Origin of the sequence: Sporosarcina sp. FSL K6-6792, assembly GCF_038004885.1 — a bacterium.
Classification (GTDB): domain Bacteria; phylum Bacillota; class Bacilli; order Bacillales_A; family Planococcaceae; genus Sporosarcina; species Sporosarcina psychrophila.
In genome coordinates this window covers 2,197,084-2,209,535 of the sequence record NZ_JBBOSA010000001.1, presented here as the reverse complement: position 1 = coordinate 2,209,535, position 12,452 = coordinate 2,197,084, and the positions used below count along the sequence as shown (strand labels likewise).

At 34.4% G+C, this 12,452-nt stretch carries 13 protein-coding genes; 10 read left to right on the top strand and 3 right to left on the bottom strand.

What is annotated here, in order from left to right; translation table 11 throughout:
- The first annotated feature begins 63 nt into the window (after positions 1-63).
- From MKZ26_RS10725 to MKZ26_RS10690, 8 genes are all read left to right on the top strand, one after another.
- Positions 64-252 carry an antitoxin VbhA family protein gene (locus MKZ26_RS10725; RefSeq protein WP_203249287.1) on the top strand — a complete coding sequence of 63 codons (189 nt, stop codon included), beginning with the start codon at positions 64-66 and terminating at the stop codon, positions 250-252.
- A gap of 15 nt (positions 253-267) precedes the next feature.
- Complete coding sequence (locus MKZ26_RS10720) at positions 268-975, top strand: Fic family protein (protein WP_340766183.1); 708 nt, start codon at positions 268-270, stop codon at positions 973-975.
- Positions 976-1,558: 583 nt separating this feature from the next.
- Positions 1,559-2,452 carry a DUF6744 family protein gene (locus MKZ26_RS10715; protein WP_340766182.1) on the top strand — a complete coding sequence of 298 codons (894 nt, stop codon included), beginning with the start codon at positions 1,559-1,561 and terminating at the stop codon, positions 2,450-2,452.
- A 25-nt stretch (positions 2,453-2,477) separates the two neighbouring features.
- Positions 2,478-2,672, top strand: a complete 195-nt coding sequence (locus tag MKZ26_RS10710; RefSeq protein WP_340766181.1) for a hypothetical protein — start codon at positions 2,478-2,480, stop codon at positions 2,670-2,672.
- Positions 2,673-2,755: 83 nt separating this feature from the next.
- Positions 2,756-3,922 (top strand): AAA family ATPase, encoded by a 1,167-nt coding sequence (locus MKZ26_RS10705; protein ID WP_340766180.1) that lies wholly within the window; start codon positions 2,756-2,758, stop codon positions 3,920-3,922.
- A 77-nt stretch (positions 3,923-3,999) separates the two neighbouring features.
- The gene (locus tag MKZ26_RS10700; RefSeq protein ID WP_340766179.1) at positions 4,000-5,442 is read left to right on the top strand and encodes a VWA domain-containing protein; all 1,443 of its coding nucleotides are present in this window, start codon (positions 4,000-4,002) and stop codon (positions 5,440-5,442) included.
- A 770-nt stretch (positions 5,443-6,212) separates the two neighbouring features.
- The gene (locus MKZ26_RS10695) at positions 6,213-6,410 is read left to right on the top strand and encodes a hypothetical protein (RefSeq protein ID WP_340766178.1); all 198 of its coding nucleotides are present in this window, start codon (positions 6,213-6,215) and stop codon (positions 6,408-6,410) included.
- Complete coding sequence (locus MKZ26_RS10690; protein ID WP_340766177.1) at positions 6,407-6,706, top strand: helix-turn-helix domain-containing protein; 300 nt, start codon at positions 6,407-6,409, stop codon at positions 6,704-6,706. Before MKZ26_RS10695 ends, MKZ26_RS10690 begins: the two co-directional genes overlap by 4 nt.
- A 415-nt stretch (positions 6,707-7,121) precedes the next feature.
- On the opposite strand, the gene MKZ26_RS10685 is transcribed toward MKZ26_RS10690, so the two are convergent.
- The 3 genes from MKZ26_RS10685 to MKZ26_RS10675 all read right to left on the bottom strand — a co-directional run bounded on the left by MKZ26_RS10685 (position 7,122) and on the right by MKZ26_RS10675 (position 10,248).
- Complete coding sequence (locus MKZ26_RS10685) at positions 7,122-7,748, bottom strand: site-specific integrase (protein ID WP_340766176.1); 627 nt, start codon at positions 7,746-7,748, stop codon at positions 7,122-7,124.
- A 176-nt stretch (positions 7,749-7,924) separates the two neighbouring features.
- The gene (locus MKZ26_RS10680) at positions 7,925-8,236 is read right to left on the bottom strand and encodes an Arm DNA-binding domain-containing protein (RefSeq protein ID WP_340766175.1); all 312 of its coding nucleotides are present in this window, start codon (positions 8,234-8,236) and stop codon (positions 7,925-7,927) included.
- 218 nt (positions 8,237-8,454) lie between these two features.
- Positions 8,455-10,248: a V4R domain-containing protein gene (locus tag MKZ26_RS10675; RefSeq protein WP_340766174.1), complete on the bottom strand. Its 1,794-nt coding sequence runs from the start codon at positions 10,246-10,248 to the stop codon at positions 8,455-8,457.
- Between the two features lie 160 nt (positions 10,249-10,408).
- Here MKZ26_RS10675 and MKZ26_RS10670 point away from each other — a divergent pair, with 160 nt between their 5' ends.
- Together MKZ26_RS10670 and MKZ26_RS10665 are read left to right on the top strand one after the other, a co-directional pair.
- On the top strand, positions 10,409-11,278 hold the full coding sequence (locus MKZ26_RS10670) for an alpha/beta fold hydrolase (RefSeq protein WP_340766173.1): 870 nt from the start codon (positions 10,409-10,411) through the stop codon (positions 11,276-11,278).
- Positions 11,279-11,280: 2 nt separating this feature from the next.
- Entirely contained in the window at positions 11,281-12,447 is a 1,167-nt protein-coding gene (locus MKZ26_RS10665; RefSeq protein ID WP_340766172.1) for an acyl-CoA dehydrogenase family protein, read from the top strand.
- Positions 12,448-12,452 lie beyond the last annotated feature (5 nt).

Below are 12,452 nucleotides of genomic sequence, written 5' to 3'. Positions count from 1 at the left end.
AACTATCTTCCGATACATGAAAGCTGATATAATGGATATATCAATAAGCGAGGGGTGTTATTTATGAATGAAAAAAACATAAGTATAGAACGCCAAAAACAAGTAGAGTTTGCAGTTGGAATGGCTGCAATTGACGGTGGAAAACCGAGCGCATTTACACAAAATCTTTTAAATCAATATGAACAAGGTCAGGTTTCATCCAGCCAATTGAAACAAGCAATTGTTGAAAAATATATAAGGCCATCACAGTAATTTATGGATCCATATGTGTATTCAAATACAAATATTTTGATCAACAAATTAAATATTAAAGATGAAAAAGAATTAATTGACGTTGAAGCACAACTAATCATTGCAGGTATTCTGGATATTACTTCTATTTTTGCTGAGATTAATTTCCAAGAGTATCGAAGCTTACAAAAGATTCATCACTTTCTATTTCATGAACTATATTCATGGGCAGGAGAATTCCGCACAATCAATATTTATAAAACTGAACGTGTTTTAAATGGATTATCCGTTGATTATAGTAATGAAGACCAAATCACTTCTGATTTGAAAGCAATTTTCAGTTGGGCTAATTCTAAACTGTGGAATTACTCAAATCCTCAGCTTGCAGAAGATTTTTCAACGTTGATGACCAATCTTTGGCGAGTTCATCCTTATCGAGAAGGGAATACCCGAACCCTTTCGATTTTCATGAAACTATTTGCTGAAGCAAATAATTTAGGCTTTAACGCTCAATTGCTTTCACAACATGCAGGGTATTTACGAAATGCTCTGGTTCTTGCGGCGGTAGAAGAAGCTTCAGAACCTCAATATTTACTTAAAATGATTACAGATGCGTTAAACTTAGATACTCTTAACATGGTCCAATTAGGTGATGAAGAGTCCAGTAATTATCAAGTAATTGGGCAATACGATGTTTCCAAGTATGAAGAAAAACCTTTCAAAACAGATTTCGATACGAAATAATTTCATTTTACAAACCGATTGAATAGGCTCTAGTCATTCAAATAATTTTTATTTTGCAAGAGTGAAAAACTTCACTTTTACCATGCGTTCCTGTAGTAGCAATAATTAATAAAAGTTTCAGCTTAAAATACAATCTGGTTTTAAGTTGTCATTTTTGATGAAGTTGCGATTTACATTGGGTTTTGTTAAAGTGAAAGTATATTCTTTATGTTATTAAGTCACTGTTCTACTGGTGAAAGTCGTTATACTTTATGCATACGCAGAAAGAGATTCGGCACAAATTTTCAGCCTTTGTATTCCTTATTTAAAGGAGAGGTTAGGCAGACGAATTAGACGTCAATAAATTGCTTTTGCTTATCAAAAGAGATACTTACGCATTTTGCGTGAACTATATTAAAACCGATTATTCCTATTCAGGAGTGGTTGGTTTTTTTGCTTTTAAAATGGTATTGAAGGGAGATGGCAAGGAATTTATTGAAATTAAACAAATCGGGTTATTTTAAAACGCATTTACTTAGCGATAGCTAGGTATAAATGCGTTTTTTATTTATCTAAAATACAAAAATAGAAAGGGTTGTTAGGTATGTCAATTAATCTTGATAATATGACGGCTGTTCAAAACAAGCAACAAGACGGTATTCTCGGTCATCTCATGTGGTTCTCGGTTGGTAAGCAATTAGTCAAAATGTATGATTTGGAGCAAGCACTCGTTCAATCGGGTTTGCCTGTTGAATGGATGCCGAATGCGATTCGTCCAGCCGATGCCTTCCGCAGAAGTACTAAAGAGATAGAGACTAGAAAATCTACTGGGCATGTTGGTGTATTCGAGAACTTTCTTATTCGTGAAGTGTTCTCGGACAAGAGCCACGTGCAAAGAAATATTGTGGTGGAAAAAGTGGATCAGGCAGGTAAACGTCTTGATTACAACAGTAAAGCGGGAGTAATCACGCTGGATAAACAGAAGAGTTCTCTGACGTTTATAACAGAGAATGAAATTGCAAAAGAGTTGTGTTTTGAAGCAGAACGTAATTTTAATATTTATAAATCCCATTATTCAGCCCAGCAAGTAAGAGTAATGGTGAGTAAAATCCTTCAATCATTAGCACCCACACCTGTGCGTCCTGGTGGTGGCGTTTATTTTGTTCCAGATTCACATACGGAAGGGTTGAATCAACTTGTAAATTTTACGTCCTCTCTTGAGAACAGTGAAGGGTTCAAGATACCCGTCGTAAATACATTCGACAACCGAAAAATGGTGAACACGAAGTTAAATGACCATTTGGAATCCATTTTACATGATTGTAAGTCGAGTGCTGGGCTGAAAAAAGGACAAGTGAAAGAGATTATTGAAAATGCGAAGTCGGTAATTGCCAACTATCGAAATTACAAAGGCATTGTCGCCAATGAAGCAGACACGCTAGAAAATAAAATCATGACGATTCGTGCTGCGGTTTCGAAAATGGTTGCGGATCTTTAAAAAATATAGAAATGGAGCGATTAGAATGCCTGAATTTTATCAAACAATAATGGGGAGAAAATTCTACGAGCGTGATGTTGTCGAGTGTGTGCAATCTATAAAGAAAATTGCGCAAGAACTTGAGCGTTCAAATGAATTGAAAGAACAGGAATTGCAGATGAAAATGCGTAAGCTATCGATAAAAGAACAAGAATTGTTTATTCTTTCAGCGAAAAACTGAAATGAATCTTAAAAAGGGAAGTAGGGTTTCATTAGAAGCCTGCTTCCTTTTGCTATCTAAACTAAAAAAAGGGGTTAATCAAAATGACAAACACTAATTTTACCAAGTTAGAGGAAATTAAAAAGGCGCTCAATGCGAAGTTTTTTGAGCGCGAAGAAGAGGTTGAGGGGATTCTTGTTGCGCTACTTTCTAGGCAGCATATGCTCATGATTGGACCTGCTGGCACAGCGAAATCAGCATTATCGGTAGAGTTAGCCAAGATTGTAAAGGGGACAGATTATTTTCAATGGTTGCTAACAAGGTTCAGTACACCCGAAGAAGTTTTTGGTCCTTTGTCGTTAAAAGATCTTGAACAGGGCGTGTACAAGCGGAATACAGCAACTAAAATACCGGAAGCCAATCTTGTATTTCTAGATGAGATATTTAAAGCCAACTCAGCAATCTTGAATAGTTTGCTGACGCTTATAAACGAAAGGCTTTTCTATAATAACGGGACGCCTGTAAAGGTTCCTCTGATGTCAGTCATTGGAGCTTCAAATGAATACCCAGAAGAAGGGGAAGGCCTTGAAGCTCTTTTCGACAGGTTCTTACTTCGATTCGAGCTAGATTATATTGCAGATGAAACGAATTTTGTTTCGATGATGAAGGGCACCGGTCAAAATATTGTTATGCCTTCTATGACAATGGATGAGTTGGTTCAACTTCAGTTTTTTACTGACATGGTTACAATTCCTGATGAAGTCTATGACACGCTTTCAAAAATCCGTAATGAATTACGTGATGAAGGAATCCGTCCATCTGACAGACGATTTAAACAGTCGCTCTCAGTGCTTCAGGCCAAGGCTTTGATAAACCAAAGACAAGTTGTGAAAGTTGATGATATTGTCATTCTTGAAAATGCACTATGGGAAACAGTTGATCAAAAGGATAACGTTTCTTTGATTGTTCGTAGCCACGCACAAGATGTGGTGACTCGAAAACTGGATAGGATTCAGGAAGAGGCGAGTGAAATATTTTCACTTATTCAGAAGGATGCTTCTACTGATGCTGGTATGGAAGCGACTCAAAAACTGAAATCGTTGGTTGCTGATTTAAATAAGTTGAAAAAGCATAATCAAAGTAGAGATGAGGATATAGATCCGCTGCTCGATAAAGTGAAGGTGATTCAGCAAGAGGTTCTTGACAGTATTTTAGAGCCAATGGATATTGATACTTCAAGTACAAAATCTGCTGTTGAAATGCCATTTTAAGCGTTAGGATTGGTAGTTGAAAGCCAGAGAATTAATCCCTGGCTTTCTATTCATTCAAATGAAGGGAAGTGTTTCGATTGGAACCAGCAAAAGCGAAAAGTGGAAATCAATCTGTGTTGAATACAGATGCATTTGATAAAAGACGTTTCATCGAAATTTATTCTATGTCGCAAAGTCTTCAAAAGCTAAAGGTTGAAGGAGAATTACCTACATTTGAACCGTTACTTGCTGATATTTGGGCATCGTTATACAAAATGAAGCCTGAATTGAGCGAAGATAATATTCCCGATGATTTGCAAGTGAACAAATCATTTATGGAGAAAATCATGAATGATGACTCGTTTGAAAGTTACCGGAAATTTACCAGACTGGATGATTTATCATCAGCCATAGGAACTGTTAAATTTGGAGAGAAAACAAATGAATGGTTAATAGACCAAAAGAAAAAGGATGAGGACCTACAAAAAAAAATGCAGGAAATTCAGGCGATGCAAAGGCAACTTCAAAAGCAGGACCAACAAAATGGGGCTGGAAAAGGTAGTGAGGAGTTACAAGAAGACTTAAAAGATGCAATGTCAGACTTAGGGAGTCAACTTCATCAGACATTGGAAAACAACAGTCATAGCTTTTCAGAAGCGATGTCGCAAGCTATGCAGGAAACGAAACAGACGAAGGATAGCTTGAAATCATTACTTGGAGGCACGAGTGCAGGTAGTGGTGACGCAGAATTGAAAAAAGTTCCTTTACGAGACCAAATTTCATTAGCTGAAAAGATCGCATCTAATAAACAGATGAAAGAAATTGCGGATTGGGCAGGTCGATTTAAACAGGTAGCCCGTAAAAAGCAAAAATCTAAGCATAGTGATTCAATGGAGAGAAGTGGGGTTACGGTTGGCAACGATATTGAGCGATTGCTACCAATGGAGTTGGGTTTGTATACACATCCAATAACGAAGAGTGATTTCCTACGTCGCTTTGTGGAAGGCCAAACGATGCAATATGAACAGAAAGGACATGAGGTACTAGGGAAAGGTCCAATTGTGCTTTGTCTGGATCAATCAGGCAGCATGCACAAACTCGATACCCAATCAAAAGGGTTTACGTTAGCGCTTATGTCAATTGCAAGAAAACAGAAAAGAGATTTTTGTTTAATCCTGTTTTCTACTCGTACAAAAATCTTTAAATATGAAAGAGGGAAAATAAAAAGTTCAGACATGATCAATTTAGCTCAAACTTTCTTAGGAGGGGGAACGGACTTTGCATTACCTCTTGAAAAAGCGATGAATGTAATAAACGAAAGTCGTTTTAAACAAGCTGATTTAGTTTTTATTACAGATGGGGAAGACAAAGTAAAAGATTCGTTTCTTGAGTCGTTTAATAAAAAGAAAAAAGAAAAGCACTACAATGTATTGTCGCTTACGATAGGGAGTAATATAAAAACAGTTGAACAGTTTTCAGACAAGGTGGTACAAGTTAAAGATTTTGATGACGTGGGAAGTTGTACTGCGTTTGAAATATAAAGTGAAAACTAGGGCTTTACAGATACAGTCATAGTAACGAGTTCGGCTTTGGCATCCGAAGAGAATAGCCCACTAAGAATTTAAATATTTTGTATTTCAATAACTAATCAACAAAAAATAGCATACAAAAAGCTCAGACTTAAATCTGAGCTTTTTTAGGTTATAGACTTTTTCGTTACACAATCAGCACCCATTCTTAAAGTACGTATGTCCAAGCAATCGTATAAAATCATTTCTAGATTGAAGAACAATACTTGGAATATCTTAATCTAATAAATAATTCATTAAGATGTTTCCTCTTTTTCTAAAAATTGATCAATTTGTCTTTTGAACAATGACAACATTGGCTCACTTTCCTTTTAATAGCACCCTCTTTTTTTAAATTATTACATATTTGATTAACCTGTTGCCTCGGTTTAATATTTAATACCACCGAGAGGCAATCATCACAATATGGCTCACTTGCGGTGTTAATGAAATCTTGGACAATTTTCATATTAGACATAAACTAATTATCTCCTTTGTATTCATAAAACAATTTGGCCTTGTTTGCAGAATACTGGTTTACTTAACCAATTGTATTCATTATTACATAAAGACTTCGATAGTTTCAAACTATTCCGGATAAAGAGTGATGATTGAAATTGTCCAAATAGATAAATCTATGCACTCTCTAAAAAACATAATACTTATAGTAAACGCTTTTTTGATTCTTTCAATATGACCCTCTATAATAGAAGGAACAGATCTTATCGGAAGAGGTGGCGTGTATGGCGATTATAATACCTTTCAAAAGTAGGCAGCAACTAGAAACAGAAAACGCTGTTAAAGTTATGCGTGAGTGGGAAGCGCATTTAGAATGGGAAGATGCTAATTGGAATAAGGTAGTAGATAGGGAAGCAAAAGAAGAAAGTTTATCTCAGGAGGAAATTAAGTGGCTGAATGACTGGGTGGGCGAAGAAATTTGATTACCATAGAAGTTGATCAAGAAAAGCTGGAAAAGCTCTACCTTCAGAAAATAGATGAGCATTTACAAAAACTTGAATCAGAAGTTTTTTTCATGAATTCAAAGCAACTTTGTACATACTTAAATATGTCCTGGAATACAATTGTCACCCATCTTTTATATGATGAAGAATTTCCGAAGATACGCCTAGGGAACAAGTGGTTGTTTCATAAAAAAGAGGTCGGTAAATATATGGAGAAGTATTATAATGAGGTTCGTAAAAATGGTGGGAGTATGGTAAATTACAAACGGAAGTGATGAAGACTGGATTGGGAAAGTTGGGTTTACTGCAATCCTTGGAATCAAGAAAACAGACAGCGGAGTCTGGAAATTATCGGCTATCTGTTTCTGATGCCACGAGGACGTAATTGATGCCTTGATTGATGCCGAAACTTATAAAAAACAGTATAAGTTGATATAATTAATTTGGATAAAACACTTCAAAACGTTGATATAAAGCGGTCTATACTATCCTGTATACATGTGTAATACCTCGGACTCTATGGGCGGCATGATGTAATTCAGCCTTCTAAACCTCTTATCTACCAAGGCTTCAGGTTAGATGTATGGTCTTTTGACCGCATTTTAAAATAATGACCCCTCAATTTAAATTTGAGGGGTTTTTTACGTGCGTTATTATCCGTAATTTAATCAAAATCAATTACCGAATCTATTAGTTTTTTGAATTTTTTCGAGTCTTGTTCTCTGATGGGTTTTGTCGTATGCAAATATATTTTTTAGTGATTTTATCATTACCATACCCCAAGTGTTTCATAATTCTTTCTAAACTAACTTCTGCTTCCGATAACAGTGAAGTGTGTGTATGTCTAAATGAATGGGGGGTAAAGTTTGAATCAAATCCCGATAATTTTAAAATTCGATTCATACGATGCTGAACAAATTTTTTATATAGGGGGTACCCTGGATACTTTCCAGTATTCACAAAGATGAAATCGGAATCATGATAACTTTGACCTACTTTTTTTAATGCTCTCGTGAAGGCTATAACTCGTTGTAGCGTATTGTAAACTGTTTCATCTATATCTATAACTCTTCGTGAAGTTTTATTTTTGGATGTGACAAGTTCGTATTCATTTACAATATTCCTTGGATTATACATAGTTTTAGTGATACTAAGGAAATAACCGTCATCATCTTTAATGACATCGCTTGATTTTAATAAGCAAAATTCTCCTACTCGTAATCCCGTGTATGCCAGCGTTATGAAAATTTCAAAATCGAATTGTAACCCTGATTTTAAACATGTTTTTAAGAACAAGGACAGATTTTCTTTTTCCATAAAGTTGGGTATGCTTTCTTCGTTTTCGATTTCCTCGATTGTCTTTTTGTATCGCGCATATAGCTAAATCGTGCAGGGTTTTCCTAATTACTTCTAATTCGACAGCTTTCTCAAATATTATTAAAGTGGTTGAATAAATCCCTTCGAGTGTACTTTCGGCAAACTCTTTCTTTAATTTATTTATTGACCCTTGGAATAACCCAAGGATTATATCTTTCATTTTCATAGATTTCCAACCATGTCCCGCAAAACTTTTTCAATGTTAATTCTTTCTCTTTGAAAATATTCCCTCGTTCTTTTATTTCTAATTCTAATTCTAATTCTAATTCTAATTCTAATTCATAACACTTTTCCTGCGCTTCACGTTTCATTTTAAATCCACTTCTAGTAGTATTTCTTCTCTCGCCAGTAATTGGATCGGCTCCAATCCCAACCTTGAACATCCACCTTGAGCCACTTTTAGTTTGATATCTTTTAAACGATACCACCAATTATTCTCCTTTCTATCTATTAGGGTCCTAAAAAGTGGTGTGCAATTATATTGCTTACTAGTTAAATGCATGATTTAAATATACGAATATTTTTTAGTTGCAAAAGTTTATTAAGACTAAAGGTAGTATCGAAAGGTGTAAATAGGCTTCTTGCAAAATTATAATTCTGCGATAGTTCATATTTAATCTTGAGTTACATCCAATATTGCTTGATGTTATTTAAATGAAATAACATCTAATAATATTAGCACTTCCATTAGGAGTAATATGTGTGCAGAGGTTGTAGCATCTTTTAGGTCAATATTTAACATTTTTTCGATTTTACTTATCCGATATTTTATACCACCAATAGATAGGGAAATATCTTGCATAGTTTTCTCTAATTTCTGGCTATTTTTCAAGAAAATATAAAGTGTATGTAATAATTCATAATGTTTATCGATATCCACTAGTAGTGGACCTAATTCATTCTGAGCAATATCAATTAATGTTTCTGAATTGAAATTTTCTAAGAGCGCGCTAAAGAATCCCAATGTATGGTATTCAGTAAATGTATCATTTCGTGGGAAATTCATAGCTTGTTCGGCTTGAGATAAGCTGGTATAAAATGATTCTAAATCCTCGAATTCATTGCTCATACCGTTTTTGAATGTTAATCCTGGGTTGAACTTTTCAATTTTATGACAAACTTTTTTTAATGATTTAAGAGCCCAATTATAATCAGTTAAATCATATAAAAATAGAATTATATGATTATTCTTTTGACTTAATAAACCTGAAATATTATACACTTTTAAAAATTTAGCTATCTCGAGAATTATTTGATAGTGATTAGGAAAAAAATCTTCAGTTTTATTAATAACTAATTTCATGGAAAGCGTTCGATAAGGCGGTTTTAATTTTGGTGTTATATATTTTGAGTGTAAAGCAACTTCAGTTGAATTTTGAAATTGATGATTAATTAATCTATCTAAAAAGTTGATTTTTAGATGCTCAGATGCTTCAAAACTAACTTTTTCATTTAAAAAACACAAACTAGCTGCAACACAAAGTCTTTCCAAAAAAAGATGATCGTTCGTATCTGGGTGAGTATGCTTATCATATAAAAAGAAACAAAATGCAAAGCTTTTAAAATCCAGTTGAATAGGGGCTACTAGAAAATTATTAAAATCATTATTTAGAACAGTAGCTCGAGTTATAGTGCTTATTTTTTTTGTTAATTGTGTTAAAGATAGTTCTGAATCAGTAGCAAAGCCATCCCTATATAGGATACTTCCATCTAAATCTGTTATAAAAACTGGGATTTTTAATGATGAATAAGCAGTTTGTAATACTTTATTTATGTCATTTTGTTGTGCAATTGTCTCTGTAATTTTACTGTGAAATTCAGTAACCTTTTTTAAAAGGTTTTTTTGTTGTAATAATTTATCATAAGTATAATCTAATTCGTTAATAATCGTTTGGCTATCGTAAATTTCTAATCTTAATTCATCTTTTGTCTCCCAATATTCTTTTGTATTTACTATAAAAGTACAGTTTTCATCGCCCCGTGCTCTGCATGTGACCTCTTTAACAAAAATATCTTCATTGTAAAAAGTAGTTAATATGCCACTTGCAAACCCACTTAAAATATAGCAGGAACATTCACTAGCTTTTCCAAAGTGATTTAGCTGTAAAGGTACCTCGAAGGAACCATACCAAACACCATATACATCATCGAAGTAAAATCGATTATCTCTTTTTAATGCGCTTCCAGTTACGGTTATATTTGAAATGTGCCCTAACGAAACATGGAGCTCAAGAGCTAATTTTAAAAAGTCTTCTATATTTCTTTCTATTAATAAAATTTCTTTAGCTTTTTCTATTCCCAATTCACGTCCGAAACGTAATAAAAATCTTTTAGCTTTCTCTAAACCTAAGTGTTCTATCAGCACATTTCTTAATAGACCAAATGTTTTAGACGTAATCACTAAATCGGCTGGCAATAATTTAAAAGGATTTTCATTCATCTAATCATCACTCCATTTTTGCTTGAATTATTATACCATACACAATAAAATTCCGTAATTTTTACTTTAAATTTAAATAATAACAGTAAAAACAAACATTGTTTATCCTTAATATATCATATATTCTGATATTGTACTAATTCTTCTAGGAGGGATAAAGATGGCAGAGTTTGCAGTGAAAAAACTACAAACAGAGGGATTTGAAACCGTATATTACCATTCGGGTGAAAAAAACAATGAAGCGGTTGTTCTTTTACATGGTTCTGGTCCAGGTGCAAGTGGAATTACAAATTGGAAAAAAGCATTAGAGGTAATGGGGGAAAAATATCAAGTTATCGCGCCTGATTTAGTTGGTTTTGGTGATACAGAAATTCCTTCAAATACCAAATTGACATTTTGGGAATGGACAACTTTACGTATTAAACAAATCTTGGCCATTTTGGATCATCACAATTTGGAAAAAGCACACTTAGTAGGTAATTCAATGGGTGGTATCGTTTCTTTAAACGCAGTAATGTATGACGAATCAAGATTTGATAAGTTAATCTTGATGGGCAGTGGGGGAGGAACAACAAATGGTCCAACGCCAGAGATTATTCGAATGAAAAATTTCTTTAATGATCCAACGATTGAGGCGTTTCGAAATCTAACTAAATGGTTCGTCTATGATGAGCGTACATTAGGGGATAATCTTGAAGAAATTGTTCAAACACGTTATCAAAATGTTATGCGTCAAGACATGAGCGAACTATATCCGACCTTGCTCCCATTTAATCCTATGGAAACACTGATACCACCAAGTGCATTACGAAGAATTAAACAGCAAGTCTTGTTAATTCATGGGTATGAAGATCAATTTGTACCAAAGGAAAGTAGTTTAAGTTTATTTGAGCATTTACCAAATGCTGAACTAATTTTGTTGAAAGAATGTGGTCACTGGGTTCAATTAGAAAAACCAAATAAATTTATACAACTTGTGGATCAATTTATTCAACAACATCAAAATACATTAGAAAAGATAGGAGGATAATCATGGGCGTAAATGTATTAACTAAAGAGTTGTATTCGCAATTAATGGAAAGCGCAAAAAAAATTGGGCAATTAGCAGAGCAAGAAGTATTGGCAGCAGAACAAAATTCTTCCCTTTCACAAAATGTAGTAGATGCAATCATTGAGGCTGGTGTTAACCGATTAATTATCCCGAAAGAATATGGATATCCACAAATCGATTTCACAACATATGCAGATTTAGTAAAAGAAGTAGGTTACTATAATCTGTCTGCTGCATGGTTGACGTATTTTTACTCATTACACAATGCTTGGGTAGCTTATTTACCAAAGCATCGAATGGATGAAATTTATCAAGATGGTGGCTTACTAGCAGATATTTTTGCACCGGTAGGTAAAGCAGAAAAGGTTGATGGTGGCTATATTTTAAATGGTAAATGGAATTATGTAAGCGGTATCAATTATTCTGAATGGGTTTCTTTAGGTGCTATTTACTTCCCGGAAGGTGAACCAATGCCAGAGCGATTAGCATTATGCATGAGTGTTTCAGAACTAGAAGTTGTACAAGATTGGAACTCTTTAGGACTTCGTGGTTCAGGTAGTAATACGGTTATAGCGACTAATTTATTTGTACCTGAAGATATGGTAATTAATTTTAATGATTGGACGATTCATCGCAAACCTCAAAATTTAGAGATTGGCGAAGACTATTTATATTACAATAAACCATTTTTCCCAGCATTCTATATGGGGTTTGCAGCGATGGCGATTGGTGGGGCAGAGCGTGTGATTGTAGAGTTCATTGATAGAACAAAAAAACGTGTGAGAATGGACGGTACACATGAAGGACAGTCTGCCAAAGCACAACGTGTTGCTGCAGAATTATCACTTCAGCTAAAACAAGCAAAAGGGTTATTGAAAGAATATATTGAGATGCTTGAAACCGATCAAGGTCAGTATAATCCAGGTGAATATAATGCTATTCGTGTACAAATTGTTAGAAATTGTTTAGATATTGCTATTCGTGCTACATCGTCTTTGGGTGCAACTGCCCTGATTAAGGGGAATCCTTTAGAAGTTATGACACGCGATTTAATTACAATTAGTACACATATTACATCACTTTACGAAGATGGCATTGACAATTATGGGAAATCATTATTCGGCATTCAAACAATGGCGATTGGATAATAAGG

Excerpts from the sequence above, each read along its gene's own strand:
- MKZ26_RS10725 (WP_203249287.1), top strand. The coding sequence starts at position 64 with ATGAATGAAAAAAACATAAGTATAGAACGCCAAAAACAAGTAGAGTTT.
- MKZ26_RS10715 (WP_340766182.1), top strand. The coding sequence starts at position 1,559 with ATGTCAATTAATCTTGATAATATGACGGCTGTTCAAAACAAGCAACAA.
- MKZ26_RS10710 (WP_340766181.1), top strand. The coding sequence starts at position 2,478 with ATGCCTGAATTTTATCAAACAATAATGGGGAGAAAATTCTACGAGCGT.
- MKZ26_RS10705 (WP_340766180.1), top strand. The coding sequence starts at position 2,756 with ATGACAAACACTAATTTTACCAAGTTAGAGGAAATTAAAAAGGCGCTC.
- MKZ26_RS10695 (WP_340766178.1), top strand. The coding sequence starts at position 6,213 with ATGGCGATTATAATACCTTTCAAAAGTAGGCAGCAACTAGAAACAGAA.
- MKZ26_RS10685 (WP_340766176.1), bottom strand. The coding sequence starts at position 7,748 with ATGGAAAAAGAAAATCTGTCCTTGTTCTTAAAAACATGTTTAAAATCA.
- MKZ26_RS10675 (WP_340766174.1), bottom strand. The coding sequence starts at position 10,248 with ATGAATGAAAATCCTTTTAAATTATTGCCAGCCGATTTAGTGATTACG.
- MKZ26_RS10670 (WP_340766173.1), top strand. The coding sequence starts at position 10,409 with ATGGCAGAGTTTGCAGTGAAAAAACTACAAACAGAGGGATTTGAAACC.
- MKZ26_RS10665 (WP_340766172.1), top strand. The coding sequence starts at position 11,281 with ATGGGCGTAAATGTATTAACTAAAGAGTTGTATTCGCAATTAATGGAA.